At 69.8% G+C, this 25,136-nt stretch carries 31 protein-coding genes and 2 pseudogenes; 15 read left to right on the forward strand and 18 right to left on the reverse strand.

Annotated features, from left to right (window positions below):
* Positions 1–31: 31 nt before the first annotated feature.
* A complete protein-coding gene (locus tag IEY60_RS24375; protein WP_189032660.1) occupies positions 32–373 on the forward strand; it encodes an MmcQ/YjbR family DNA-binding protein in 342 nt (113 codons plus the stop codon).
* Between the two features lie 9 nt (positions 374–382).
* On the opposite strand, the gene IEY60_RS24380 is transcribed toward IEY60_RS24375, so the two are convergent.
* On the reverse strand, positions 383–814 hold the full coding sequence (locus IEY60_RS24380) for a DUF8021 domain-containing protein (RefSeq protein ID WP_189032662.1): 432 nt from the start codon (positions 812–814) through the stop codon (positions 383–385).
* 85 nt (positions 815–899) lie between these two features.
* On the opposite strand from IEY60_RS24380, the gene IEY60_RS24385 reads away from it, so the two are divergent.
* Together IEY60_RS24385 and IEY60_RS24390 are read left to right on the forward strand one after the other, a co-directional pair.
* On the forward strand, positions 900–1,448 hold the full coding sequence (locus IEY60_RS24385; protein ID WP_189032664.1) for a YaeQ family protein: 549 nt from the start codon (positions 900–902) through the stop codon (positions 1,446–1,448).
* A gap of 70 nt (positions 1,449–1,518) precedes the next feature.
* On the forward strand, positions 1,519–2,430 hold the full coding sequence (locus IEY60_RS24390; RefSeq protein WP_189032666.1) for an alpha/beta hydrolase fold domain-containing protein: 912 nt from the start codon (positions 1,519–1,521) through the stop codon (positions 2,428–2,430).
* Here the strand turns inward: IEY60_RS24390 and IEY60_RS24395 are convergent.
* Positions 2,427–3,008: a TetR/AcrR family transcriptional regulator gene (locus tag IEY60_RS24395; RefSeq protein WP_189032668.1), complete on the reverse strand. Its 582-nt coding sequence runs from the start codon at positions 3,006–3,008 to the stop codon at positions 2,427–2,429. The two genes, IEY60_RS24390 and IEY60_RS24395, sit on opposite strands and share 4 nt — an antisense overlap.
* A gap of 89 nt (positions 3,009–3,097) precedes the next feature.
* Here IEY60_RS24395 and IEY60_RS24400 point away from each other — a divergent pair, with 89 nt between their 5' ends.
* On the forward strand, positions 3,098–4,135 hold the full coding sequence (locus IEY60_RS24400; RefSeq protein WP_189032670.1) for a beta-ketoacyl-ACP synthase 3: 1,038 nt from the start codon (positions 3,098–3,100) through the stop codon (positions 4,133–4,135).
* Between the two features lies 1 nt (position 4,136).
* Here the strand turns inward: IEY60_RS24400 and IEY60_RS24405 are convergent, their stop codons facing one another.
* The 3 genes from IEY60_RS24405 to IEY60_RS24415 are packed head-to-tail and all read right to left on the reverse strand — an operon-like array spanning position 4,137 to position 5,528.
* Positions 4,137–4,646: a DUF1990 domain-containing protein gene (locus tag IEY60_RS24405; RefSeq protein WP_189032672.1), complete on the reverse strand. Its 510-nt coding sequence runs from the start codon at positions 4,644–4,646 to the stop codon at positions 4,137–4,139.
* Positions 4,647–4,672: 26 nt separating this feature from the next.
* On the reverse strand, positions 4,673–5,137 hold the full coding sequence (locus IEY60_RS24410) for a CinA family protein (protein ID WP_189032675.1): 465 nt from the start codon (positions 5,135–5,137) through the stop codon (positions 4,673–4,675).
* Between the two features lie 43 nt (positions 5,138–5,180).
* Positions 5,181–5,528, reverse strand: coding sequence for a hypothetical protein (locus tag IEY60_RS24415; protein WP_189032677.1), 348 nt, complete (start codon positions 5,526–5,528; stop codon positions 5,181–5,183).
* A 108-nt stretch (positions 5,529–5,636) separates the two neighbouring features.
* On the opposite strand from IEY60_RS24415, the gene IEY60_RS24420 reads away from it, so the two are divergent.
* The 3 genes from IEY60_RS24420 to IEY60_RS24430 all read left to right on the forward strand — a co-directional run bounded on the left by IEY60_RS24420 (position 5,637) and on the right by IEY60_RS24430 (position 8,328).
* Complete coding sequence (locus IEY60_RS24420) at positions 5,637–6,734, forward strand: winged helix DNA-binding domain-containing protein (RefSeq protein WP_189032679.1); 1,098 nt, start codon at positions 5,637–5,639, stop codon at positions 6,732–6,734.
* 216 nt (positions 6,735–6,950) lie between these two features.
* Positions 6,951–7,619 carry an MspA family porin gene (locus tag IEY60_RS24425; protein WP_189032680.1) on the forward strand — a complete coding sequence of 223 codons (669 nt, stop codon included), beginning with the start codon at positions 6,951–6,953 and terminating at the stop codon, positions 7,617–7,619.
* A 40-nt stretch (positions 7,620–7,659) separates the two neighbouring features.
* Complete coding sequence (locus IEY60_RS24430) at positions 7,660–8,328, forward strand: MspA family porin (RefSeq protein WP_189032682.1); 669 nt, start codon at positions 7,660–7,662, stop codon at positions 8,326–8,328.
* A gap of 218 nt (positions 8,329–8,546) precedes the next feature.
* Here the strand turns inward: IEY60_RS24430 and IEY60_RS24435 are convergent, their stop codons facing one another.
* Genes IEY60_RS24435 through IEY60_RS24445 form a run of 3 tightly spaced genes read right to left on the reverse strand, consistent with a single transcriptional unit; the run spans position 8,547 to position 11,295 of the window.
* Positions 8,547–9,959 carry a sensor histidine kinase gene (locus tag IEY60_RS24435; RefSeq protein ID WP_189032684.1) on the reverse strand — a complete coding sequence of 471 codons (1,413 nt, stop codon included), beginning with the start codon at positions 9,957–9,959 and terminating at the stop codon, positions 8,547–8,549.
* Complete coding sequence (locus IEY60_RS24440; protein WP_189032686.1) at positions 9,946–10,653, reverse strand: response regulator transcription factor; 708 nt, start codon at positions 10,651–10,653, stop codon at positions 9,946–9,948. The genes IEY60_RS24435 and IEY60_RS24440 overlap by 14 nt, the downstream gene beginning before the upstream one ends.
* A gap of 60 nt (positions 10,654–10,713) precedes the next feature.
* Positions 10,714–11,295 (reverse strand): TerD family protein, encoded by a 582-nt coding sequence (locus tag IEY60_RS24445; protein WP_189032688.1) that lies wholly within the window; start codon positions 11,293–11,295, stop codon positions 10,714–10,716.
* Between the two features lie 87 nt (positions 11,296–11,382).
* On the opposite strand from IEY60_RS24445, the pseudogene IEY60_RS35925 reads away from it, so the two are divergent.
* Positions 11,383–11,639: pseudogene (locus IEY60_RS35925) on the forward strand (magnesium transporter); the annotation flags it as partial.
* Positions 11,640–11,708: 69 nt separating this feature from the next.
* Here IEY60_RS35925 and IEY60_RS35930 read toward each other — a convergent pair.
* On the reverse strand, positions 11,709–11,834 hold the full coding sequence (locus IEY60_RS35930) for a universal stress protein (RefSeq protein WP_229740145.1): 126 nt from the start codon (positions 11,832–11,834) through the stop codon (positions 11,709–11,711).
* Positions 11,831–12,034, reverse strand: coding sequence for a hypothetical protein (locus IEY60_RS35935; RefSeq protein ID WP_229740167.1), 204 nt, complete (start codon positions 12,032–12,034; stop codon positions 11,831–11,833). The genes IEY60_RS35930 and IEY60_RS35935 overlap by 4 nt, the downstream gene beginning before the upstream one ends.
* Positions 12,035–12,232: 198 nt before the next feature.
* Between IEY60_RS35935 and IEY60_RS24465 the strand changes: the two genes are divergently transcribed.
* On the forward strand, positions 12,233–13,936 hold the full coding sequence (locus IEY60_RS24465) for a SulP family inorganic anion transporter (RefSeq protein WP_189032692.1): 1,704 nt from the start codon (positions 12,233–12,235) through the stop codon (positions 13,934–13,936).
* Positions 13,937–13,945: 9 nt separating this feature from the next.
* Here the strand turns inward: IEY60_RS24465 and IEY60_RS24470 are convergent, their stop codons facing one another.
* Entirely contained in the window at positions 13,946–14,932 is a 987-nt protein-coding gene (locus IEY60_RS24470; protein ID WP_189032694.1) for an Acg family FMN-binding oxidoreductase, read from the reverse strand.
* Between the two features lie 174 nt (positions 14,933–15,106).
* On the opposite strand from IEY60_RS24470, the gene IEY60_RS24475 reads away from it, so the two are divergent.
* Genes IEY60_RS24475 through IEY60_RS24485 form a run of 3 tightly spaced genes read left to right on the forward strand, consistent with a single transcriptional unit; the run spans position 15,107 to position 16,993 of the window.
* The gene (locus IEY60_RS24475) at positions 15,107–15,778 is read left to right on the forward strand and encodes a HemK2/MTQ2 family protein methyltransferase (protein ID WP_189032696.1); all 672 of its coding nucleotides are present in this window, start codon (positions 15,107–15,109) and stop codon (positions 15,776–15,778) included.
* Positions 15,756–15,977 carry a CDGSH iron-sulfur domain-containing protein gene (locus tag IEY60_RS24480; RefSeq protein ID WP_229740088.1) on the forward strand — a complete coding sequence of 74 codons (222 nt, stop codon included), beginning with the start codon at positions 15,756–15,758 and terminating at the stop codon, positions 15,975–15,977. The genes IEY60_RS24475 and IEY60_RS24480 overlap by 23 nt, the downstream gene beginning before the upstream one ends.
* A complete protein-coding gene (locus IEY60_RS24485) occupies positions 15,974–16,993 on the forward strand; it encodes an iron-containing redox enzyme family protein (RefSeq protein ID WP_189032699.1) in 1,020 nt (339 codons plus the stop codon). The genes IEY60_RS24480 and IEY60_RS24485 overlap by 4 nt, the downstream gene beginning before the upstream one ends.
* Here IEY60_RS24485 and IEY60_RS24490 read toward each other — a convergent pair.
* From IEY60_RS24490 to IEY60_RS24505, 4 genes are all read right to left on the reverse strand, one after another.
* Complete coding sequence (locus tag IEY60_RS24490) at positions 16,959–17,396, reverse strand: ATP-binding protein (protein WP_189032701.1); 438 nt, start codon at positions 17,394–17,396, stop codon at positions 16,959–16,961. The two genes, IEY60_RS24485 and IEY60_RS24490, sit on opposite strands and share 35 nt — an antisense overlap.
* Positions 17,397–17,491: 95 nt before the next feature.
* Positions 17,492–17,908: an STAS domain-containing protein gene (locus IEY60_RS24495; RefSeq protein WP_189032703.1), complete on the reverse strand. Its 417-nt coding sequence runs from the start codon at positions 17,906–17,908 to the stop codon at positions 17,492–17,494.
* Positions 17,909–17,980: 72 nt separating this feature from the next.
* Complete coding sequence (locus IEY60_RS24500) at positions 17,981–18,817, reverse strand: RNA polymerase sigma factor SigF (protein WP_189032705.1); 837 nt, start codon at positions 18,815–18,817, stop codon at positions 17,981–17,983.
* A 93-nt stretch (positions 18,818–18,910) separates the two neighbouring features.
* Positions 18,911–19,348: an anti-sigma factor gene (locus IEY60_RS24505; protein ID WP_189032707.1), complete on the reverse strand. Its 438-nt coding sequence runs from the start codon at positions 19,346–19,348 to the stop codon at positions 18,911–18,913.
* Between the two features lie 316 nt (positions 19,349–19,664).
* On the opposite strand from IEY60_RS24505, the gene IEY60_RS24510 reads away from it, so the two are divergent.
* Positions 19,665–21,800: a catalase gene (locus tag IEY60_RS24510; protein ID WP_189032709.1), complete on the forward strand. Its 2,136-nt coding sequence runs from the start codon at positions 19,665–19,667 to the stop codon at positions 21,798–21,800.
* Positions 21,801–21,806: 6 nt separating this feature from the next.
* Here IEY60_RS24510 and IEY60_RS24515 read toward each other — a convergent pair whose 3' ends face one another.
* Positions 21,807–22,313, reverse strand: a complete 507-nt coding sequence (locus IEY60_RS24515; protein WP_189032711.1) for a DUF6328 family protein — start codon at positions 22,311–22,313, stop codon at positions 21,807–21,809.
* Between the two features lie 109 nt (positions 22,314–22,422).
* Between IEY60_RS24515 and IEY60_RS24520 the strand changes: the two genes are divergently transcribed.
* Together IEY60_RS24520 and IEY60_RS24525 are read left to right on the forward strand one after the other, a co-directional pair.
* The gene (locus IEY60_RS24520) at positions 22,423–23,886 is read left to right on the forward strand and encodes an aminotransferase class I/II-fold pyridoxal phosphate-dependent enzyme (protein WP_189032713.1); all 1,464 of its coding nucleotides are present in this window, start codon (positions 22,423–22,425) and stop codon (positions 23,884–23,886) included.
* Between the two features lie 102 nt (positions 23,887–23,988).
* Positions 23,989–24,162 (forward strand): CsbD family protein, encoded by a 174-nt coding sequence (locus IEY60_RS24525; protein ID WP_189032715.1) that lies wholly within the window; start codon positions 23,989–23,991, stop codon positions 24,160–24,162.
* A 27-nt stretch (positions 24,163–24,189) separates the two neighbouring features.
* Here the strand turns inward: IEY60_RS24525 and IEY60_RS24530 are convergent, their stop codons facing one another.
* Both IEY60_RS24530 and IEY60_RS24535 read right to left on the reverse strand, forming a co-directional pair.
* Positions 24,190–24,858, reverse strand: a complete 669-nt coding sequence (locus tag IEY60_RS24530) for a PAS and ANTAR domain-containing protein (RefSeq protein WP_229740089.1) — start codon at positions 24,856–24,858, stop codon at positions 24,190–24,192.
* A gap of 55 nt (positions 24,859–24,913) precedes the next feature.
* Positions 24,914–25,132 (reverse strand): annotated as a pseudogene (locus tag IEY60_RS24535) (arsenate reductase/protein-tyrosine-phosphatase family protein); the annotation flags it as partial.
* Positions 25,133–25,136: the final 4 nt, after the last annotated feature.

Raw genomic sequence — 25,136 nt, forward strand, 5'->3', positions numbered from 1 at the left:
CGTGTCGGGGCGGGCTGGCAGGATGTGCGCCATGAAGGTCACTGGGGAGGACGTGCGTGCGTTTGTCCTGTCGCTACCGGAGACGGTGGAGCAATTCGCCTGGGGCATGCCGATTTTCAAGGTCGCGGGCAAGCTGTTCTTGACCCTGCCCGAGGAGGAGACCTCGATGGCGGTGCGCTGCCCGATCGTCGACCGCGACGAGCTGGTGGTCGCCGAGCCGGACAAGTTCTGGATCGCCGCGCACGAGGCGGGCAACCCATGGGTCCGGGTCCGGCTCGCCGCCCTCGACGATCGCGCGGAACTGGAGGCGATCGTCACCGACTCGTGGCGGCTGGCCGCGCCTCGGGCCCTGCTCGAGGACGCCGACCAGTAGCGAACGGGTTCAGGCGACCGGCGTGATGGTGGCCTCGATGGTCTGGATGGCGTCGACGGGGATGACGAAGGTCTCGACGATCTCGACGGTGGTCAGGCGCACGCCCGCGATGCCGGTGTCGAGCAGATAGCGGGTGGTGACGGTGTCACCGGATTCGGACATGGTGAGGTCGCGGACGCCCTGGATCACCCGATACTGCAGCCCGTTCGCCAGATCCGAGGTCAGCTGCGGACCGGAGTAGCCGGTCTGGAATCCGACCTCGACCCTGGTGGCGTCGGGGGTGAAAGGCACCGCGCTCGCGTCGTGGGAGACCAGGGCGTCGATGTAGGCGCGGGCGATGGCCTGGCGCGGGGTGTCGGCCGGATTCGGTTCTGCCACAGCGGTTGCCGTGCCGAGCGCGAGGAACGCCGCCGCGAGGGCTGAAACATGAGTGATTCGCATGCAGAGATGCTGGCGGTCGCGACCGGTCGGCGCAACCGGTGCGGACAGGGGTGCCTGGGCGCGCGGCAGTAGGCTCGGAGCTCTTATGGCACTCAGCGCAACTCTGCATCATTTCGCCGTCCAACTCGCCGACGTCGACCGCGGCGTCTACGAGGACCTCGAGCTGCGGGTCGCCCGCCACCCCTCCGAAACACTCGAGTACATGCTGACCCGCATCCTCGCGTACTGCCTGCAGTACGAGGAGGGCATCGTCTTCAGCGAAGGCGGCATCTCGGCCACCGACGAGCCCGCCGTCCAGATCCGCGATCTCACCGGCCGGGTCACCGCCTGGATCGAGGTCGGCGCCCCCGATGCCGACCGGGTGCACCGGGGCAGCAAGCTCGCCGGTCGGGCCGCGATCTACACCCATCGCGATCCGGCGAAGGTGCTGGCGCAATACGCGGGCAAGAAGATTCACCGGGCCGAGGACATCCCGCTCTACAGCGTCGACCGTGCCTTCATCGATGCGGCCGTCGCGCTGATCGACCGCCGCAATACCGCGACCCTCTCGGTCACCGAGGGTGTGCTCTACCTGGACCTCAACGGGACCAGCCTGCGCGGGGAGATCACCGAGCATCGGCTCGGGCAGGCCTGAGATCGATCCGGCCCGCGCCGTCGGCCGGGTGCCGTACCGTCGGGTCGAGTCGTCGATCAGGAGGAATGCCGTGCCGAGCGTGATGAGCCGCGTCGTCGTACCCGCCTACCTGCGGATCACCAGGGCGAACCGGAACTATGTCAGCGCCGAGGCCGCGCGCGAACACGTGCGGCGGCTCAGTGCGGCGCCTCTTCACTACGCGCCGCCGAGGCGGCTGCGCGGCGTCGTGGTGTCGAAGAGCGAGGACCGCGGCTGGCCGGTCTACACCCTCACCCCGGTCTCGGGGCCGTCGCGCGGCGGGCTCGTGTACGCGCACGGCGGTGGCTGGGTCGGCGAAATCGCCCCGCAGCATTGGCATCTCGCGGCCCGGCTGGCCGCCCAGTTGCGGCTCACCGTGACGGTGCCGATCTATCCGCTGATCCCGTTCGGCACTGCCGCACAGGTGATTCCGCGCTTCGCCGAGATCGTGACGGACAGTCACGCGCGCTACGGACCCACCTTCGTCGCCGGTGATTCCGCGGGCGGCCAGATCGCCCTGTCGACCGCGCTGCGTCTGCGCGACACCGCGGGCACGACAGTGCCACGGACAGTACTGATTTCGCCCGCACTCGACCTCACCCTGGAGAATCCGCTGATCGCGGAGGTACTGCCACGCGACCCGTGGCTGGGCCGCGAGGGCGGACTCGTCTTCGGCGAGATGTGGAGCGGCGACCTGCCGATGAAGGACCCGATCGTGAGCCCGCTGTTCGGCGACTTCACCGGCCTCGGCCCCCTCACTGTCTTCACCGGCACCGAGGACATCCTCAACCCCGACGCCCACCTCCTGCTCGGCAAGGCGCGTGCGGCAGGTGTCGACATCGACTTCCACGAGGGACACGGCCTGGTCCACGTCTACCCGCTCACCCCGAGCCGCGAAGGCCAGCAGGCCCGGCGCCACATCGTCGAGACCCTGCGCGCCGACCTGAGCCGGGCGGGCGGCTAGCGCTGGGACAGGTGGTGGTTGAGCAGGATGGTCAGCTGGGTGACCGCCTGGTCGAACGGGTGGGGTGACTTGAGGGCGCGGCTGTGGACGATGGTGCCCTCGATGGTGGTGAGCAGGAAGCCGGCGAGGGAGACGGCGGTGGCGCGTTCGATGCCGGTGGCGACGATGCCGTCGGCGAGGCGGGCGGTCCATTCGGCGAAGGCCTGCCCTGCGAGCGATTGCAGGGCCGGGTCGAGCTCGTCGAGGGCGGCGGCCATCATGAACGAGCCGGCGCTGTAGTCGGTCTGTTCGAGCGGGGTGCGCCAGAAGGCGAGCAGGTCGGTGAGCCACTGCTGCACCGACGGCGCGGTCTGCAGCGCGTCGGCCATCGCGCTCACGTGCGAGTACACCAGGCGGGACACGATCCGGGCCGCCGTCTGCACCAATTCGCCCTTGCCCGAAGGGAAGTGCTGATACAGCGAGTTGCGTGAGGTGTTGCTGCGCTTGAGCAGTTCACTCAGCGCGGCCGCGTGGACGCCGTGCTGCTGGACGGTGCTGATGGTGTGTTCGATCAGTCGGGTGCGCGGTCCGGCTGCCATCCGATCTCCTCCAAACCCTTGATTGAACCGATCGGTCCATGTTAGACCTATTCCAGCGTGAACCGATCGGTTCATATGGAGAGGATGCCATGCCCACCCCCATCGCCACCGCAGTTCCGGTCACCCATACGGGAATTCTCGGCCTCGGCGTCTATCGCCCGCGCCGGGTCGTGCCCAATGCCGAGATCGTCGAGGCCATCGACTCCTCCGACGAGTGGATCAAGACTCGCTCCGGGATCGCCGCCCGGCACTGGGCGGAGCCCGACGAGACCATCGTCGGGATGAGCGTCGCGGCCGCGCGTGACGCGTTGACCGCGGCCGGGAAGGCGGCCGAGGAGGTGGATGTGGTCGTCCTCGCGACGTCGTCGCAGATGGTCCTCGGCCCGTCGGCGGGCGCGGTCGTCGCCACCGAACTCGGCATGGACGACACCGCCGCCTACGACATCTCCGCCGGGTGCGCGGGCTTCTGCTACGCGCTGGCCGACGCGGCGAACCTGGTCCGCTCCGGCCAGGCGCGCAACGTGCTGGTGATCGGCGTGGAACGGCTCTCCGACCTGCTCGACACCACCGACCGCAGCTGCGCGTTCATCTTCGCCGACGGCGCGGGCGCGGTGGTCGTGGGTGCGGCGGAGCAGGAGGGGATCGGCCCGGTCGCCTGGGGTTCGGACGGCAGCCGCACCTCGGCGATCAAACAGGACAAGGACTTCCTCGAATACTTCGCCGAGGTCGCCGCCGCCGAGGCGAGCGGCGGCACGTCGGTGCGTCCCTACATCCGGATGAACGGCACCGAGGTGTTCCGCTGGGCCGTCACCTTCCTGGAGAAGGCCTGCCGCAACGCGCTGGACCGCGCCGGCATCGCCGCACAGGATCTCGACGCCTTCGTCCCGCACCAGGCCAACATCCGGATTACCGACGCCCTGGTGCGTACCCTCGGCCTGCCCGACACCGTCGCCGTGGCCCGCGACATCATCGAAACCGGCAACACCAGCGCCGCCTCCATCCCGATGGCCATGGAACAACTGCTGCGCTCCGGCGCGGCGAGCCCGGGCGACACCGCCCTGCTCCTCGGCTTCGGCGCCGGCCTTGCCTACGCGGGCCAGGTCGTCCACCTGCCGCCGATCGCCTGAGTCAGCTGCGCAGGGCGCGCAGGTACCGCTGGCGGTAGAACCGCTGGGCGACAAGCAGTATCGGGAAGGCCGCACGCCAGAGACCGGCCGACGCGGGTTTCGTGAGTGACCGCAGGGTGAGCTCGACGGCGCCGTCCGCGCGCCGGTGCACGACGAACGCCTCCTCGCCGGACACGGGGTGCCCCGGCAGGGTGCCGTAGGCGAAGCCGCACCGGTCGGCGGTGTCGACCACCGCAACCACCCGCACGGGCTCGCGTACCGAGACGGGCCCCCAGCCTGCGGTGACCCGGTAGTCGGCGTCGGTCGTCACGCGGGCGTCAGGGGCGACGCGAAAGCCGCTGCGGCGCTTGACACCCCAGTGCAACACCGCCTCCCTGGCACTCGCCCAGACCTGCTCGCCGTGGCCGATCACCACCGACGTCTCGAATCGCCGGAATCCGGACGGCCGCGCGGTCCAGATCTCGTCGGCGGGACTGGTCGCGCCCGCGGGCGCATAGGTCAAGGCCTGCATGCCGACGACGATAGGGCGTCGGCGTCCTATCCGCCGGTGACGTGGGCCTGGCCCGCGTGCAGGAGTTCCAGCGCGCAGTTCACCGACTGGTCGAGGACCGCTGCCGGGTCGCCGTCGAAGTGGTGGTGGACGGCCCAGGCGGTGTCGCGGGTGGCGGCGGCGCACCAGACCGAGCCGGCTGGTTCGCCGTCTTGGGAGCCGGGGCCGCCGACGCCGGTTGTCGCGACGGCGACGTCGGCATCGGTCAGCGTTCGCACCCCTTGCGCCATGGCGATCGCGGCGGTTTCCGACACCACGGGGACGTCGGGGACACCGAGGACCGTCTGTTTGACCAGGACGGAGTAGGCGACGACGCCGCCGCGGAACCATTGCGCGGAGTCAGAGGCGGCGGACAGGGCCGCGGCGAGATTGCCGCCGGTCAGTGACTCGGCGACGGCGACGGTGAGTCCGTGCCTGGTGGCGAACTCGGCGACGTCGGACGCGGTGGCCATGCGGTCTCCCTCGGGTCGTCCGGCGGTGCCGCCTGCCGGAAATTCACACAGCGGGTTGCCCGGCTGCCACCCTGGTGTGCAGCGACCGGTGGCCGCTGACCGGTACGGCATATGCGGCTCCGTCGCGGATACCGAATTCGAACCGGCAGGGAAACAGCGAGGGTAGTCCTGTCGCTCGCAGATCGTAGTTCGCCGCGAGGGTCTGCATCGCCCAGCCCTGCAGGGAATCCGGTAGTCGCAGGGTGGTGCCGTCCACGCAGGACACGTAGGCCTGCGTCCGCTCACCGTTCACCGGGAGCGGGTTGCGCAGACCGACCGCGCCGATTTCCAGAATCCGGCCGGCGGTGTGGGAAGAAGCGACGCTCGGCAAATCCAACTCGATGTCGTCCATGCGGGAAACGCTAGCGCAGCAACCATCCAGGGAACACGGAAATCGCACCGACTCGATACTCTTGGAAACCCTCGTTGACACAGGTCTTTCGGAAGAATGCCCGACATCATGAGTCTGCGAACTGTTCTCGGCGCCAGGGCGCTCAATCGCGCCACCCTTGCCCGGCAATTCCTGCTCGATCGCGCCGACATCCCGGTGCTCGACGCCGTCGCGCACCTGTGCGGGGTGCAGGCGCAGGAACCGCAGGAGCCGTTCCTCGGCCTGTGGTCGCGGGTCGCCGGTTTCGATCCGGCCGACCTCGACGAACTGCTGACCGGGCGGCAGGTGGTCCGCGCCCATCTCATGCGCCGGACCGTGCACCTGGTCACCGCCGCCGACGCGCTCGCCTGGCGGGGCAGACACGACGCGATGCTGCGGCAGCGAGTGCTCACCACCTATAAGCAGGAGCTCGCCGGGGTCGACCTCGACGAGCTCGCCGCGGCCGCGCATGCCGTGCTGGCCGACGGCGAACCGCGCTCGATGGGGGAGATCGCGCGGGCACTCGCCGACCGCTGGCCCGCGCCGGGCACCCGGGCGCTGGGGGAGCTGGTGATCGCGGCCCTGATCCCGACGGTGCAGTTGCCGCCACGCGGACTGTGGAAGGTGAAAGCCGGTGTGCGCAATGCTCCGGTCGAGCAGTGGCTCGGTCGGGAGGTCGACCCGCCCGCCCCGCCGGGAACCGACCCGGTCGGCGCGGATCTGGTCCGGCGCTATCTGGCCGCGTTCGGTCCCGCCGCCTCGGCCGATCTGCGCGCCTGGTGCGGCCTGACCGGTCTGCCCGCCGCGGTGGCCGCGGTCCGCGACGAACTGATCACCTTCCGCGACGAACGCGGCAGGGAACTGCTCGACCTGCCCGACGCCCCGCGCCCCGACCCGGAAACCCCTGCGCCGCCGCGATTCCTGCCCGCCTTCGACAACGCGATCCTCGGCTATCACGACCGCAGCCGGATCATCGACGACGCCGACCGCGGCCTGTCCGTCGCGGGTGCCCGCGTGGTCCTGGTGGACGGCAGGGTCGCCGCGAGCTGGACCGTCGAGGACGACATCGTCACCGTCACCCCGCTGCGCGAGCTCACCCGCACCGAACGCCGCGCGGTCACCGACGAGGGTCACCGCATGGCGATGTTCTTGTCCGGCAACGACACTGATCGCGTCCAGGTTCGGTGAGCGGCGCCGCGGCGAAATATTGCGACCGTGTTGCGATCGTCGTCATATCACTGCAAAGAGCCGGAAAGGTTCCCGTTTCGGGACCTTCATCGGCGGGCCGTGGCGAGGTTCTGATCGCGCCATCGACAACCGCAATGCTCGGCTGAGCCTTCGACGCGCCCCGCACAGGTGGCCCGCGCCGACAGGTGTGACCGCTCGAACCTGATGAGGGGAAGTATGAGAATCAACCGTATTCGCGGTACCCGTGGCCTGCGCGCCGCCGGCACCGGTATGGCCGTGCTCGCGCTGGGCGCTCTGGTGGCCGGTACCGCGGGCGCCGACGCGTTTGTCCCGCTGCCAGACGGTGAGCGTGCCGGGCCCGGTGTCACGGTGAAGCGGACCGGCGAGCGTGCCCTGGTCTCCCCGTCGCTGGCCGCCAACGGCGCGGGCCGCGTGGCCTGGGTCTCCGGCACCGTGACCGCCGATGTCACCGCCACCCCGGAGGGCGAGGTCGGCCCCTACAACGGCCCGGCCGACAAGCCCGGCTCGAACAACTCCTCCACCCACGGCGCCTCCCAGCTCAACACCGGCTACATCATCGGCTGCCAGGTGGCCATCGGCGACGACGCCATCTCGGCGGGCCTGTCCGGCGGCATCGACCTGTCCGGCGGCAGCCTCGGCGGCTCGGTCGGCCTCGACCTGGGCCCCGGCGAGGTGAAGTTCGTCCAGATCGAGAAGAAGGACATCCTGAAGGCCGGTACCTACTCGGTCGAGTACCAGGACGTCGAGATCGAGGTCCAGGGCTGCGGCGGCTACGCGCAGGCCCGCTCCTACAGCGTCGTGGAGATCATCGGCGACCACTACTCCAAGACCACGCTCTACGGTGCCCCGTTCAGCATCGGCTGAGCGCCCGCAGAGACCGACTTCGATCCGAGGAATGACACACATGATCGACCGTAAGAATTCGGCCCGCCTGGCCGGTCTGGCCGGTGCCGCCGCCGTGACGCTGGGCCTGCTGTCCACCGGTGCGGCCAACGCCGACACCTTCGTGCCGCTGCCCGGCGGCGAGATCGTCAAGACCCTGTCCGACGGCACCACCGTCACCGTGCGCCTGGTCGGCGAGTCGGCCAACATCAACCCGTCGATGGGTTCGACGCCGGTGCACCGCAACGCGTGGGTCTCCGGCAGCGCGCAGGTCGAGGTGTCCGGTGACAACGCCAAGGGCGGCAAGATCTACCCGGGCTACGTCGTCGGCTGCCAGGTGAACATCGACGGCGGCGGCGTCGAAGGCGGCGTCGAGGGCGAGAGCAGCTGGGACGGCGAGGATGTCAGCGTCGGCGCCAGCAGCGGCGCCGAGCTGAGCCTCGGCCCCGGCCAGGCCAAGTCGTTCTACGTTCTCGACATCGAGAAGGCCGACGACTACGGCAACGAGGACCACGGCACCAACAACAAGTTCAAGGGCAAGAGCGGCTCGGTGACCTGGGCCGACACCACCATCGGCCTCAGCGGCTGCGCGGGCTACGCCCAGGCGCGCGCCTTCGTGAAGGTGAAGGTGGAGACCGCGAACGTGAACTCGGTCGTCACCCTGTGGGGCCAGCCCTTCAGCATCGGCTGATCTCGGCAACCCGGCAGCGGGGCCCGGCGCGACACCGCGCCGGGCCCCGCTGTTTTCGTGCTCCCCCGGGGAGCTGGATGGTCACCGGAATCGATTGCCTGGTAGCGACATCCGGACATCGGCCGCCCGCGGAACCCGCACGACGGCTTGTCCTCCTCCAGACCGGAAGCGCGGCGCGACGGCTCGATCCCGGTGACCGGACATACGATCGCAACGCTTCATTGCAGCGGTTCCGCTCGTTTGTTTGCGATCTCATGACGAACGTCGTCACAGGCGGGGATGGTCAGCACGAACCTTGCGCCGCCACCGGGTCGTTCGGTGCAGCGCAGTGTGCCGTCGTGCCCGGCGACGGTCTCGGCGACGAGGGCGAGCCCGATGCCGGTGCCCGCCGTCGCCCGGGACACCGTGACGAACCGGTCGAAGATGCGTCCGCGGTCCTCGGGCGCGACACCGGGTCCGGCGTCGTCGACGACCACCTTGACGTCGGCGCCGTCGCGGTCGACCGTGACGCCGGTCAGGCCGCCGCCGTGCCGATCGGCATTGGCGAGCAGATTGACCAGCGCGCGTTCGAGTTCCATCCGCCGCCCGCGCACCATGCCGGGATCGCGCACGTCGAGCAGCTCCGGCGAAGTGTCGCGGCCCGCGAGCAGATGGGTGAGCAGTTCGGCCAGCGACAGCGGCGACAGATCGGAGCGGTGGATGCCCGCTTCGGCGCGGGCAAGGGCGAGCATGTCGTCGAGCAGGCCGCGCAGGTGCGAGGTCTCCTCGACGAGCAGTCCCAGTGCGGCTTTCGGGCGCTCGGACAGTTCGTCACGGTGTCCGGCGAGCACGGTCGCGGTGGTGGTGAGGGTGGTCAGCGGGGTGCGCAGTTCATGGCTGAGGTCGGAGACCAGGCGTCGTTCGCGCTCGATGCGGCGTTGCAGGGAGTCGACCATGGCGTTGAACGCCTCGACCGTGGTCGCCAGATCCTCGTCCGCGGCGCGCGGCAGGCGCAGATCGTGTTCACCGGAGGCGATCCGCGAGGCAGCCGCGGCCACCTGCCGCAGCGGGCTGAGCGTGCGCTGGGCGGCCCACGCGCCCAGCGCGGCGGCGACGGCGACGGCCAGGACGGCGCAGGCGAGCAGGATCGTGCGCAGCATGTGCAGATTGGCTTCGAGTTCCCGCAGCGGCGCGAATTCGTAGAGGACAGAACCGTTCTCGACCTCGGACCACACCCGCAGATACGGCTGGTCGCCGAGCCGCACGCGGGTGGCGGTGCTCGGGATGGCGTCGGCCGTGTCGATCACCGGTGGGGTCAGCGGGGCGAAGCCGTCGTCGACACCGACGGCAGACCACCGTCGGTCCCGGTGCAGGATGGCGATGTAGCCGGTGGGCAGATGCAGCGCGTCCAGCGCCTGCTCGCCGGAGATCCGCGGGTCGTCCAGGCGGAGCCGCAGCAGTTCGGCGTGCACGCCGACAGCGCGTTCGACGGTGCGCACCCGCTGCGATTCCATGTAGCTGGTGCTGATCCCGTAGACCGATCCGGCCAGGACAACGGCCACCACGCTCGCGCCGAGCACGAACGCGGCCATGACCCGGCCGCGCAGGCCACGGAACCGCGATAGTCGGGGGGAACCGTCAGGCTTGGACATCGAGCCGATAGCCGAGTCCGCGGACCGTCACGATCAGGCGCGGGTCGGCGGCATCACGTTCGATCTTGGTCCGCAGGCGGCGCACATGCACGTCGACGATGCGCTCGTCGCCGAAGAACCCACGGTCCCAGATCTTGTCGAGCAGCACCTGTCTGCTCAGCACCAGGCTGTCGTTCTGCGCCAGTTCGCACAGCAGCCGGAACTCGGTCAGGGTCAGGTGCACATCGCGCCCGTCCAGGCGCAGCGAACCACGCTCCGGGCACAGGATCAGGCGCCGGTCGGGTGCGGCGTCGAGGACGAGCTCGGTGATATCGCGGTCGGCGCTGTTCCTGGTGCGGCGGCGCAGCGCGCGGATGCGGGCGGTGAGCTCCTTGACCTCGAACGGCTTGGTGACGAAATCGTCGGCGCCCGCCTCGAGCGCGGCGACCACGTCGTGGGTGTCGTCGCGGGCGCTGACCACGATGATCGGCACGTCGTGGTCGCGGCGCACCTCACGGATGCAGGTGTAGCCGTCCATCCCGCCGAGCATGAGGTCGACGATCATCACGTCGGGGACGCCGAAGTCGCGGACCTGGTCCAGCGCCGCCTCCGCCCGTTCGGCCTCGGCGACGACGTAGCCCTCGTCCTCCATCGCCAGCCGCAGCGACGTCCGAACCCGGGTGTCGTCCTCGACGATCATCAACTGTGCGCTCATCACTGCCCTCCGTACCGGCAACCACCGTACGCGGGCCGGGTGAGCGCGGGGAGACGATGGCTACTGGATGGCGAATCGCAGCAGCGCCTGCCGGTCGCCCTGCTTGATCTTGCCCTTGCGGTCGAGCACCTCGAGCTGCCAGACCGGGCCGTTGCGGAAGGCCCGCGCGATCGCGTTGGCGTTCTCCTGGCCGAGCAGCGACGGCCAGATGTCGGCGACCGGCTGGCTGTCGGCGCCGGTCGCGTCGTAGATCTTGAACGAGACGTTGTTGGCCTTCTCGAACGAGCTGCCCTTCTTGAACGCGGCGGCGACGAACACGATGGCGTCGATGCTCGGCGGGACGTCGGCGAAGATGACGTGCACCGTCTCGTCGTCGCCCGCCGCCGCGCCGGTCTGTTCGTCGCCGGTGTGCACCACCGCGCCGTTGCCGAGCGGGTTCAGGGAATCGAGGCCGGCGAAGCGGACGGGCTCGCCGCCCTGCATCAGCACGGCGATCAGGTCCAGGTCGACACCGCGCTTGCGCCGCGCCATCCCGAGCAGGCCCCCGCTGGAACCGGCCGACGGGTCCCAGCTCACCCCCACACTCATCTTGGTGATGCCGGCGAGGTCGGCCGCGCCGTCTTCCTTCTTCAGCGTAATCACGATCCCAGGCTACGGACTCGCGGAGCAGCCTGCAGGGCAAGCGAATTCGCTCGGGACAATACCGGCGCGCGCGGAGGTCATAGGATCGGGCGACGACTGCCCTGTCGGTTCACCCCGGCCGCCGCGGTGGCCGAAGTCCGCAGCAGGGGAACGGGTTTCGTCTGGATCGGACTGTTCGAGCCCGACGCGCGCCAGATGTCGCCGAGACGTTCGACCTGCACGCGCTCGCGGTCGAGGACGCCGTGCACGTGCGGCACCGGCTCGAGCAGGATCCCGCCCGGATGGCGCTGGGACCCGGCGCCGTGCTGCACGCGATCACCGACCGCATCGTCGACACCTACATCACCATGGCGGTCCTCTGCTCGGTCCTGGTGGTCGCCTTCCGCCGGATCAAGTGGTTGTGACCCGCCCGGTCAGTTCCTGGCTTCCGGCCGGGCGATGATCAGGGTGCAGTGCGCGCCGTGCAGCACGGCCTGGGTGACCGAACCGAGGGCCGCTCCGGCGAATCCGCCGCGGTCGTGGCTGCCGACGACGATCAGCTGTGCGCCCGCCGCCGCGTGAGCACGGCCCGCGCGGGCCGGTCCTCGACGACGACGCGTTCGACCCGACCCGCGGCGGCGAGTGCCTGCACGACCACCTCGTCGTCCTCGGTGAACTCCTGCCCGCCCGCCTTCTCGGTGAGAGAGGTTGCCGAACACCTCGCCGCGCACCTGCACCGGGACGCCGGGGAAGTCCGCATCGGGAGTCGTCATCGGCGCGGCGGCCGGTCCAGGTCGGCGGCCTGGTTGTCCAGCAGCGACTTGCCGTTGCCGACCTCGCGCACAGCATTGATCAGCTCCACAGTTCGGGGCGAAGGTCCCGCATACCGGGGACTCGCGTCCCGATCCGGTGACGTCGGCGGTGTGACCCCGCCGGCGGGGCGCACAATGTTCGCACGGTGTTGGAGCGAGCACTGCCGGGTCTGCGGCAGTTCCGGAACTATCGGCGCGCATGGCTGCGTTCGGACGTGGTCGCGGGTGTGACGGTCGCCGCGTATCTGGTCCCGCAGGTGATGGCCTACGCGACGGTCGCCGGGCTGCCGCCGGTGGTCGGGTTGTGGGCCACGATCGCGCCGTTGGCGGTGTACGCGCTGCTGGCGACCTCGCGGCAGATGTCGGTCGGTCCCGAGTCGACCACCGCGCTGCTGACCGCGGTCAGCCTGGCGCCGCTGGCCGCGGGCGACCCCGAGCGCTACGCGGCGCTGGCCGCGCTGCTGGCGCTGCTGGTCGGGGTGCTGTGCCTGGCCGCCTCGGCTGCCCGGCTCGGGGTACTGGCCGATCTGCTGTCGCGGCCGGTGCTGATCGGCTATCTGGCGGGGACGGCGGGGCTGATGATCGTCGGCCAGCTGGGGCGGGTCACCGGCGTGCCGGTCACCGGAGTCACCTCGATGGCGCAGCTGCGCTCGTTCGTGGCGAACATCAGTCAGTGGCATCCGGCGACCGCGGCCCTGGCGCTCGTCGTCCTGGCAGCGCTGCTGATCATGGCGCGCTGGATGCCGCGCGCGCCCGGCCCGCTCATCGCGGTGCTGGCCGCGACGATGGCGGTCGCGGTGTTCTCGCTGCAGCGGTTCGGGATCGGCGTGGTCGGTGAGGTCCCCACCGGCCTGCCGACGCCCGAACTGCCGGCCATCGCGATGGCCGACGTCATGGCGTTGCTGTTGCCCGCGGCGGGCCTGGCCGTGGTCGGCTTCTCCGACAACGCGCTGACCGCGCGCGCCTTCGCCGCGCGGCACGGCGAGCAGGTGCAGGTCAACACCGAACTCGCCGCACTGGGCGCGACGAATGTGGCGACTTCGCTCACCCACGGATTCCCGGTGAGCTGCAGTGGCAGCCGAACCACCATCGCCGACCTGATGGGGGCACGCACCCAGCTCTACGCGCTGGTCACCCTCGCCTCGGTTCTCGTTGTGCTGTTCGGCGCCACCGGTGTGCTCGCGCAGTTCCCCGTCGCGGCGCTGGGCGCGCTGGTCGTGTACGCGGCGCTGCGGCTGATCGATGTGCGCGAGTTCCGCCGGATCGCCCGGTTCCGGCTCAGCGAGCTGTTCCTCGCGTTGGTGACCGCGGGCGCCGTGCTGGTCCTCGGTGTCCTCTACGGGGTGCTCGTCGCGATCGCGCTGTCGGTGTTCGACCTGCTGCGCCGGATCGCCCGTGGCCACGACGCGGTCCTCGGTTTCGTTCCCGACCTCGCGGGTATGCACGATGTCGACGACTATCCGGAGGCGAAACCCCTTGCGGGACTGGTGGTGTACCGCTACGACGCGCCGCTGTTCTTCGCCAATGCCGAGGACTTCCGCACCGGGGCACTGGCCGCGGTCGACTGGTGGGCCGAGCGCAGCGGGGAACCGGTGCGCTGGTTCGTGCTCAATGTCGAAGCCAATGTCGAGGTCGATCTGACCGCGCTCGACGCCGTGGAACAGGTGCGAGCCGAGCTGGCCGCGCGCGGGGTGGTGTTCGCGATGGCGCGGGTCAAACAGGATCTGCGCGTCGACCTGGACGCGTCCGGTCTCACCGAGCGGATCGGGGCCGACCGGCTGTTCCCCACCTTGCCGACGGCGGTCGAGGCTTTCCGGTTCGCCGATGATTCGGGCGACCCGGGCCCGTGACCGCACGGGTCATCGCTCGGTCAGCACGTCGGTGAGCGGTCGACGTGGGGTGGGCGGGCGCTGCCCGTCCTCAGGGGCGATGCCGATCCTGACCACGACCTGCGGCACCCCGGGATGGCCGATCAGGCCGGCGAGCAGGCGCCTGCCCGCGGTGAGCTCGGTGACGTGGGTCAGCGCGCAGGTCGACAATCCCGACGCGGTGCAGTCGAGCAGGACCGCCGAGAGCGCCTCACCGGTCCGCAGCCAGGCCAAGGGGGACTCGTCGCCGGTGCTCAGCACCACGAGGCGAGCGTGATCGTCGAGATCGCCTCGTCGGGCCGACCGCTCCACCGGGGGGTAGGACCGGGCGACGCCGACCCTGGCGCGTTCGGACTCCGAGATCAGCGCCGACGGCGGTATACCCTCGGACCGCTCGGAATGTCCGGCCCACCAGCGGAGTTCGGCCTGGTACTCCATGTCGTAGCGGCGCAGCGCGCCGGACTGCTCGGACACCAGCGCCAGCCGGGGACGCACCTCGTCGGTGAGGACGTCGAGCGAGAGATCGTGCGGCGCGACGAGCTTGTCCAACGTGGACACCACCGAGGTCAAGCCGATCGGCGCCTCCATCGGCAGCCGATCGGTGTAGCGGCGATCGATGGCATCGGCGCGGCGCAATTCCCCGATCGGCGGCTCGGGCCACGGCTCGAACTCGATCCTCGCCAGCAGCTCCGGGCGGTCCGGATCGGGCAGCCGGGTGACCGCGGTGCGCCAGTGGGCGGCGGCGAACGCGGTCCGCACATGGTGCAGTACCGCGCCACAGCTGATCACCGCCTGCCGCCCGGTCGGGTCCGCGGCCGCCAGCTGCAGATCCGGGTCACGCGACAGCTCGAGCGCGGTGCCGTCGAACACCCACCGCCACGGCTGGGTGTTGTGCACCGAGGGCGCCCGGCAGCCGAGCCGGATCGCCGCGCGAACGGTGGGATGGTCGGGCACTTCACGAACCGGCTGATCGCTCATACACACCAGTCTGGTCCGGTTGCCCGAGCGGTGCCACGGACTTTCCGCATCTCCGAAAAGGCACAAAGTACCTGATCAAGCGCCCAGACCAGACTGGGCGGATTGGTTTGCCGAATTTCGGGCATGTCGAGGGCAAGGGCCTTGTCGACGCGGAAAAGGGGGTACCTCGAGGTGATGGTGATCCGCGCGCCGCGTGTCTACCGGCCGCAGGCCGATACCTGGCTGCTTGCTCGTGCCCTGCGTGGGCTGCCCGTGCTGCATGGCGGCCGGGTTCTGGATGTGTGCGCGGGGACCGGCGTGCTCGCGCTGGCCGCGGCACAGGCGGGGGCGCGCAGCGTCACCGCGGTCGACGTGTCCAGGTCGGCGCTGGCCTCGACGTGGCTGAACTGCAGGCTGCGCGGTGTCGCGGTGGAACTGCTGCACGGTGACTTCGCCTCGGCGCTGCGGCTCCCGCGTTTCGACGTGGTGCTGGCCAACCCGCCCTACGTACCCGCCGAGCTGGGCACAGGCCGCGGCGGCGCGCTGGCGTGGGACGCGGGACCCGACGGCCGCAGCGTGCTCGACCGGCTCTGCGACACGCTGCCGGACCTGCTCACCGAGCGCGGCGTCGGGTTGATCGTGCATTCGGCGCTCAGCGACCCGGAACGCAGTGTGCGCCAGTTGCGCGAGCGCGGGGCGGACGCGCGGGTGGTCGCCGGGGGCATCGTGCCGTTCGGGCCGGTCATGCGGGCCCGCGCCGGGTGGCTGGCCGCGCGCGGCTTCATCACACCCGGCCAGCGCTACGAGGAATTGGTGGTGATCCGTGTCGACCGAACATCGTCCCGTGTCGTCGGCGACCCCGCCTGAGCCACGGCGGATCGTGCTCACCGACGACGGCCCCGCACTCGTCGACGGCCCCGTCGATGTCGTCACCGCCGACGGCACGGTGCTGCACTGCGACCGTTTCGTGGTGGCGCTGTGCCTGTGCCGCCGGTCGAGCAGCTACCCGCTGTGCGACACCAGCCACCGGCGCAGGCGACGCCGCGAACAGGAAGGCGATCGATGAATTCCACCGTCGCGCCCCGGCGCCCGCTGCCCGTCCCGCGCGGCGAGCTGTCCGCGGCCGTCGTCGAATCACTCAGTCGCCCAGCGGGTTCCGCGGTGCCCAAGGTAGCCGGCGCCGATCCCTACGGTGAGGATCTGCTGCTGACCCTGCACACCTGCTACGAACTGCACTACCAGGGCTTCGCCGAGGTCGACGAGAACTGGGAATGGGACCCCGACCTGCTGCGCCTGCGTCGCGACCTGGAACGGCAGCTGCTCGCCGCGCTGTCGGCCGACGTTCCCGGCGGCGACGACATCGACGGCGAACTCGACCGCCTGCTCGAACCCACCTCCGGCACCGACGGCGTCGCGGGCTTCCTCGCCGACCAGGGCACCCCCGATCAGCTGCGCGAATACTTCGTGCACCGCTCGATCTACCACCACATCGAGGCCGATCCGTACGCCTGGGTGATCCCGCGCCTGCGCGGGCAGGCCAAGGCCGCGCTGGTCGCGGTGGAATTCGACGAGTTCGGCGGCGGCCGCGGCGATCGCGTGCACGCCCAGTTGTTCGCCGACCTGCTGGCAGGCGCCGGGCTGAATCCCGGCTACCTGCACTACCTCGACGCGGTACCCGCACCGATGCTGGCCCTGGTGGACATGATGTCGCTGTTCGGTCTGCATCGTGGCCTGCGCGGCGCCCTGGTCGGGCACTTCGCCGCCACCGAGATCACCTCGTCCCCGGCCTCACGCCGACTCGCCGACCTCGCGCACACGCTGCTGCCGCATCCCGCCTGTGTGCACTTCTACACCGAACACGTCGTCGCCGACGCCGTCCACGAACAGGTCATGCGCCGCTATGTCATCGCCGAATTGCTCCGTGCCGAACCGGAAATGGCAGCGGGGCTCGTCTTCGGCATCCAGGCGACGAGCCTGCTCGAAGACCGTTTCGCCGAGCACGTCCTCGAATGCTGGCGCGCCGACCGCAGTTCGCTGCGGCAGGCGATCACCGATCCGCGAACAGCCGCCGCACCCGGCTGAAGGTGATGGCCACCGGATAACCGCCCCTGGTCTGGTCGAACGGATCATGGTCGGCGACCAGGTGATCGGTGATCGAATGCAGCACATGCCAGCCGACTGCCGTCTCGTCGATCGGGTCGGTGTCACCGCAGACCGCGTCCACCGAGACCCGGATCCGGAACTCGTCGGCGATGACGTCGCAGTGGATCTGGGACGAGGCGACGGCACCCACAATCAGACAGGTCGCCGCCTCGTCGAGCGCGACGCGGATGTCATCGACTTCCTCGATGCCGAAACCGGTGATCAGGGCTATGGTTTCGGCCACCGCCCGCAGCATGACGAGCTGCTCGAGATCGGCGTCGATCGTGATGTGGATCGACGTCGCGTGTCTCGACTGCGCAATGATCCGGTCGCTCGAATCCACGGTGGCCTCCTCCCGAGCTGACTGCACCGGAGTGGTTCACCATGCGCCTACCCAGGATTTGCCGGACCGAAACACCGCGGGGACCGATCGGCCCCTCAGTGCTGCTCGGGCTCCGATGCCTCGTCGAGGGATTCGTAGTACCGGAACAGCGGCCGGACGCCGACCAGATCGAGCGCCCGCTCCACTTCGCGACTGCCGGTGAGCAGGCGCAGATCGACCTGCGCTGCCCAGGCCTCGCACTTGGCCTTGCCGAGCATGGCGGCGACCCGGATGCTCAGGAACTCGGTTTCGCGCAGATCCACCACGACGACGCGGGCGCTCGAATGCACCGCGCGGTCCAGCAGTGAGAAGAACGGCGGCATCCGCGCCGCGTCGAGCTCGGTGCCGGCGTGCAGTACCCAGCAGCCGGGTCGTCCGGGGTCGCGCAGATGCAGCTCGGCTGCGGCGGGGGCCGATGGCCCGCGATACCACCGCAGCCGGCTCGACAACCGGCGATCCAGAACGACAGCCATAGAACCTCCTGAGCGACAGGGTCGGCTGGAGGTCTCAACCTAGGACAATTCTGGCACGCGGCGCCGCCGGTGTCACTGCACCGGCGCCGCCTGCTCGGCGAGCGCCTGCTCACGCAGGAGGCCGAGGGTCCGGGACAGGATCCGCGAAACCTGCATCTGGGAGACGCCGAGCTGCTCGGCGATCTGGCTCTGGGTCTTGGACTCGTAGAACCGCATGACCAGCACCCGCCGCTCTTCGTCCGGCAGTGCGGCGATCAGCGGGCGCACCGTCATCGCGTCCTCGGTGAGCTGGTAGCAGGGTTCTTCCACGCCGAGGGTGTCGGTGATCGCCTGGCTGGCGTTGTCCCGGTCGTCGTGGGTGAATTCGTCGATGGAGTTGGTCTGGTAGCCGTTGGCGGCGACCAGGGCCCTGGTGATCTCGGCCAGATCCACTTCGAGCGCGTCGGCGAGCTCGCGGGCGTTGGGCAGCCTGCCCAGCTGCTGGGACAGTTCCTCGGTGGCCGGCCCGACCCTGAGCTGGATCTCCTTGAGCCTGCGCGGGACGCGCACGGCCCAGGTGTGGTCACGGAAGTGCCTGCGCACCTCGCCCATGATCGTGGGGATCGCGAAGGACAGGAACGACGATCCCCGGCTCACGTCATAGCGGTCGACGGCGAGGACGAGCCCCACCCTCGCGGTCTGGTCGAGATCGTCGAACTGTTCCCCGCGGCCCGCGAACTTACGCGCGATGTGGTCGGCCAGCGGCAGGCACAGCCGGATCACCTCCTCGCGGAGGGCGTCGTAGTTCTCGTCTCCTGGTGGCAACGCGCGCAGCTTCTCGAACCAGGGCTCGATGTTGTCGTAGCTGTCGCCGCGCGAGTGGGATCGCCGGGTGGTCGTGTTGTCGGCTGTCATTGCTTCCGATGTCATCGCCGATGCCTCGCTTCCGGACGGTTGCGGATGTCCATGGGGTACCCATCGGTGCCACCGCTATGTCTTATTCGGAGCGAAGCCTGTTTCGGCTCAGGTTGCGGCGGGTCCGTGCACCCGCCGGATCCAGCCGAATTCGACGGTTGCCGGGTAGCCGTCGCCGACCGGATCGAAGTCGCCGTATTCGATGCGCAGCGCGTCGGTCAGGGTCGCGACGACATGCCAGCCGAAGGACTCCTCGTCGAGCGCGGACGGCGTGCGGATCACCGCCGCGACGCGGGCGCCCAGGGTGCCGTCGCCGGTGGTGAACACGCAGTCGAGCTGGGTGTCCGCGGCCGCGACCAGCATCAGCGCGGTCGCCACCTCATCCAGCGCCAGGATCAGGTCGGTGACCTCGTCGAGGGCGAACCCGCGCACCAGCAGCACGGTCTCGGCCAGCGAGTGCACCATGGTCAGCTGGTCGAGTTCGGCCGGAACCTGGAACCCGACGGTCTTGGACCGGGGCGCGGTGTCGCGATCGTCTGCTCGCACGCCGCCTCCCATCCACCATCGACCAACTGGTCGGAGGGTACCCGGGCCGCGCCACGCCATTCGCTCGGCCGCCCAGTGATTCCCGGCCGCCTACCGTAGGCTCATTTCGGGTCGTTGCCGGTCGATTCGGCCTGGTCCGGCGGCTTCCCGGACCTCTTCCGCAGCGCCAGGACCACCGCGACGACGGCTATCAGAGCCACGATCACGAGAATTTCCATAGGCGGCGCATACCCCACCCGCAGATCTCCAACCGCTGTTTGCCCGGCGGATAGCGCGGTAGTCCGACAGAGACGGTATCCACTCGACTGGAGGCGATATGGGTTTTCCTGAACACCAGCAGCCGCCCGCTCCGCCCGACGAGGACGCGGGCACCCCGTGCGAGCAGGCCGGACCCGAACCAGATCAGGAGGGCCCCGCATTGCGCGGGCCGACCGGCGCACCGATCGCGGGCGATGCGAGCATCCGCGCCCAGCAGGGCGGCGCGCTGACCACTGCCCAGGGTTTGCCCACCGCCGATACCGATCACGCACTCAAGGCCGGTCCGCGCGGACCGGTGCTGCTGCAGGACATCCACCTGCGCGAGAAGATCACCCACTTCGATCACGAACGCATCCCCGAGCGGGTCGTGCACGCGCGCGGTGCGGGCGCCCACGGCGTGTTCGTCGCCAACGGCGCCGCCGCCGAGCTGACCCGCGCCGCGTTCCTCGCCGCCGACGCGCGGACGCCGGTGTTCGTCCGGTTCTCCACGGTGCTCGGCTCCCGGGGTTCGGCCGACACCGTGCGCGACACCCGCGGTTTCGCGGTGAAGTTCTACACCGACGAAGGCGTCTACGACCTGGTAGGCAACAACATCCCGGTGTTCTTCATCCAGGAGGCGATCAAGTTCCCCGACGTGATCCACGCGGGTAAACCGCAGCCGGATCGCGAGATTCCGCAGGCGCAGTCCGCGCACGACACGTTCTGGGATTTCGTCTCCCTGCACACCGAGGCCACCGCGCACACCTTCTGGAACATGTCCGACCGGGCGCTGCCGCGCTCGTTCCGGATGATGGAAGGCTTCGGCATCCACACCTTCCGGCTGGTCGCGGCCGACGGCACCACCAGCCTGGTGAAATTCCATTGGAAGCCCCGGCTCGGCGTGCATTCGCTGCTGTGGGAGGAAACCCAGCTCACCGCGGGTTTCGATCCGGATTTCCATCGCCGGGATCTGGCCGAGGCGATCGCGGCGGGCGCCACGCCGGAATGGGATCTCGGCGTGCAGGTGTTCCCGGACACTCCCGATCATCTCTTCGAGGGCATCGATCTGCTCGATCCCACCAAGATCGTGCCGGAGGAGCTCGCGCCGGTGCAGATCATCGGCACGCTGCGCCTGACCGCTAATCCGGTGAACTTCTTCGCCGAGACCGAGCAGGTCGCGTTCTGCCCGAGTCATCTGGTGCCCGGCATCGAGGTCACCGACGATCCACTGCTGCAGGGCAGGCTGTTCTCCTATCTCGACACCCAGCTCAGCAGGCTCGGCGGCCCGAACTTCGCGCAGCTGCCGATCAATACGCCGCACGCCGACGTCAACGACCTGTTCCGGGACGGCATGCATCAGACGGCCGTGCACCCTGGCATCGCCCCGTACAAACCGAATTCGCTGGGCGGCGGCTGCCCCTATGCCGCCAGCCTGGCCGATCAGGCCTACGTCGAATCGCCGACACCCATCCCGCCACCGACCGCCAAACTGCGGACCACGGCGAACAGTCCGGAGGCGGTGTCGTTCGCCGACCACTTCTCCCAGCCGCGCATGTTCTATCGCAGCCTCACCAAGGGCGAGCAGCAGCGGCTGGCCGACGCGTTCTCGTTCGAACTCGGCAAGTGCACGTCCGAGACGGTGCAGCGACGTGCCCTGCAGATGCTGGTCAACGTCGACGACGCGCTGGCCGACTACGTCGGCGGACAACTCGGACTCGACCCGCCCGCCCCGAACGCCGACCGCGTGGAACTCGATCCGAGCCCCGCGCTGTCCCAGCGCAAGGGCAGCTTCCCGGTCGACGGCCGCAAGGTGGCCGTGCTGGTGGACGACACCGCCACCGCCGGCGCCGTCGAGGAGGTCACCGCCGCGCTCGAACAGGCCAAGGTGACCCCGTTCGTCGTCGCGGCGCGCGGCGGTGCCGTCGACGGTGTGCCGGTGGCGCGAACATTCGCCACCATGCGATCGATCGAATTCGACGGCGCCCTGCTGCTGGGCGCCCCGGCGGATCCACGGGTGGACCTGCTGATCGAGGAGATGTGGCGGCACGGCAAGGCGATCGCGGCCGTCGGAACGGCGGCGGAGGCGCTCCAGCGCAACAGCATCGACACCGAGGCACCGGGAATCACCGTCGCCGACGCGGTCACGGCCACCAGCGCGTTGCTCACCGACCTGGGTGAACACCGCGCCTGGGCCCGGCTCGAGTCGGAGTCCTGATCGAGCTCAGGGGCTGCTGTCCGGCTCGCGCCGCCGTTGATACAGCGGGCCGAACAGCCAGACCCCCGTGAAGAACACGGCGAAACTGATCCCCGCGGCAATCGCGGCGCCCATGCCTGCCACGGTGTCGAATATCAGCACGATGACCCCGATCAGCGCGACCCCGAGCAGGATCATCCCGGCGAACGCGTAGCGGTGGCCTGCCGCGACGAGGTCGGCCAGCTGATGCCTGCGGAACAGCAGCCGGTGCGTGGCGACCGGGGCGACCAGCAGCACGGTCGCCCCGACCGACGCGACGACGGTCACCAGGTAGACCACCCGCATCGACATGTCCAAGATGGTGAATCTGGCCTGGAACGGCAGGGTCAGCAGGAAACCGGTGAGCAGTTGCACGCCGGTCTGCACGACGCGCAGTTCCTGCAGCAGATCGGCCCAGTTCCGATCCAGCCGCTGGATCTCGGTCTCGCCGCGAGCTCGCCTGTCCCACTCCGCGTCGTCGCGTGACCCGCTCATCGCCGTTCCTTTCGCCCTATCCAGGGCATGCCCCGAGGCGTCGTCGCGAAACGGGCAGCGGCAGGTCAGGCACCCGATTGAAGCACTGCCGAACGGCTACTACCGCTACATGGACCACAGCACAGCTCCGCTCGTCGCCGCGGTCGCCGACTATCGCGGCTCGGGCCGATACGGATTCACCCCGCCCGCTCATCGGCAGGGTCGCGGAGTCGACGCCCGGGTGCTCGCCGCGCTCGGCGCCGACGCGTTCGCCAGTGACATTCTCGCCTCGGGCGGCCTCGACGACCGGCTCTCCAGGGCAGGACTGCTGGCCGAAGCCGAGGACCTCATGGCCGACGCGGTCGGCGCGGACTCCGCGTTCTTCTCCACCTGCGGCAGCTCGCTGTCGGTGAAGGCGGCGATGATGGCCGTCGCAGGCGGCGACGACGGCGGCCTGCTGGTGGCCAGGGACAGCCACAAATCGATCGTCGCCGGGTTGATCTTCTCCGGGGTGCAACCGCACTGGATCGCTCCGCGCTGGGACACCGAACGGCATTTCTCGCATCCGCCGTCACCCGCCCAGGTCGAACAGGCCTGGCACGACCATCCCGACGCCGCGGGCGCGTTGATCGTCAGCCCGAGCCCCTACGGCACCTGCGCCGACCTGCGCGGGATCGCCGAGGTGTGCCATGCCCGCGGTAAACCGCTGATCGTCGACGAAGCCTGGGGCGCGCACCTGCCCTTCCACCCCGACCTGCCCACCTGGGCGATGGACGTGGGCGCCGATGTCTGCGTGGTGAGCGTGCACAAGATGGGCATGGGTTTCGAACAGGGTTCGGTGTTCCATGTGCAGGGCGGCCTGGTCGACTCCGCCCGGCTCAGCCGCTGCGCCGACCTGCTGATGACCACCAGCCCCAACGTCCTGATCTACGCCGCCCTCGACGGCTGGCGAAGGCAGATGGTCGAATTCGGCCACGACCTGCTCGGTAACGCGCTGTCGCTGGCCCGGCGGGTACGCTCCGAGCTCGCCGAGATCTCCGGATTCGACGTCATGCACGACGACCTGCTCGGCGTCGAGACTTCCCACGACCTGGATCTGCTGCAGGTCCTGGTCGACGTCTCCGCCACCGGCGCGACCGGGTACGACGCCGCGGACTGGCTGCGCGCCAACCGCCGCATCGACCTGGGACTCAGCGACCACCGGCGGGTGCTGGCGACGGTGTCGTCCGCCGACGATGCCCAGTCGATCGACGCGCTCGTCGACGGCCTCGCCCTGTGGCGCGCCGGCCTCGGCGAGCCGGCGCCGCACGAGATCGCGCTGCCGACACCCGAAGACCTGGAACTGGAACCGGTGATGCTGCCCCGCGACGCGTTCTTCGCCCCGACGGAGCTGGTGCCCGCGGAGGAGGCGGCAGGCCGGATCGCCGCCGAACAACTCACCCCGTATCCGCCCGGTATCCCCGCGATCGTGCCGGGCGAGCGCATCTGCGCGGCCGTCGTGGACTACCTGCGCACCGGCGTCGTCGCGGGCATGAATGTGCCCGACGCGAGCGATCCCCGATTGCACGCGATTCGGGTCGTTACCGGGAGCTGACCTGTTTGCGTCCCGCAGGCCCGGGTAGGCGGTCTGTGGGTCCCCAAGACGGCCCACCGGTCACCCGAGGTGGCCGAGAGATCTGTCTGAAAGGAATGCCACATGGGTATCGCGGACAAGGCGAAGAACAAGGCCGAGGAGCTGGCAGGCAAGGCCAAGGAGGCCACAGGAAAGGCCACCGACGACCGTGAGCTGGAGAACGAAGGACGCGGCGACCAGGTGAAGGGGAACCTGAAGGGCGCGGGGGAGAAGGTCAAGGACGCCTTCCGCGACTGACCAGCCGACTCGAGCGGGCCATCGGTCTTACGGCCGGTGGCCCGCGGCTGTGCCGTCCCGCTCGTGGACGGTGAGCAGCAGATGATCGAAGCGAGCGCGGGTGGGCGTGTCCGCGCCGCCGAGCTCGGTCACCGCGGGCATCAGCGCCTCGGAGAGATCGCGCAGTTTGGTGTTGGTCACCTGCGAGCGCCAGCGCAGCACCCGGAAGGCCTGGTCGGCCGAGATGCCGTACACCGTCATCAACGCGCCCTTGGCCTGCTCGATCAGCGCGCGGGCCGCGACGATCTCCGGCACCGCCTCCTCGATGGTGTCGCGGCGTTCCTCGTCGACGGTGTCGGTGACATCGATGTAGAAGCCCTCGGTACCGATCACCGCGCCGGAGTCATCGCGCATCTGATCGCCGACGACCAGCACGTGGCGGACGGCGCCGGTGGTATCGACGAGGCGATGGTGGCTGCTGAACGGCAGTCCGGTGCTCACGACCTGGGCGAGCGTGTCGGCGACCTCGGCGCGGTCGTCGGGGTGCTTGTGCTCCAGCAGCAATTCCGTCGTCGGTGTCACCGTGCCGGGGGCGTATCCGTGCAGCGCCGCGACCTCGTCGGACCACTCCCAGCGCTGCTCGGCCAGCCAGAACCGGAAGCGTCCTGTTCGATTCGACCCGGGAACGTCGGGAATCGGTCTGGACTCGTCGCGCACCGCACTATCTTGCCCTGCCCGGTACCCGCTGTACACGAATCGTGCGTCAGACGGCGGAGTCGGGGGTGAGGATCTTCGGCGACTGGCCGGTGATGTCGATGCCGACCTCGGCCATGGCCGCGACGGCGGCGGGATTGAGGGCATCGCCGGGGGCGCTGCCCGCCGAGCGCACTTCGACGGCGTCACCGGCGAGGTGGGCCAGAAAGCCTTGTGCCATCTGGGAACGTCCGGCGTTGTGCACGCAGACGAACAGCACGCTGGGCTTGGTCGACACGGTT

Origin of the sequence: Nocardia rhizosphaerihabitans, from assembly GCF_014646295.1 — a bacterium.
Classification (GTDB): Bacteria; Actinomycetota; Actinomycetes; order Mycobacteriales; family Mycobacteriaceae; genus Nocardia; species Nocardia rhizosphaerihabitans.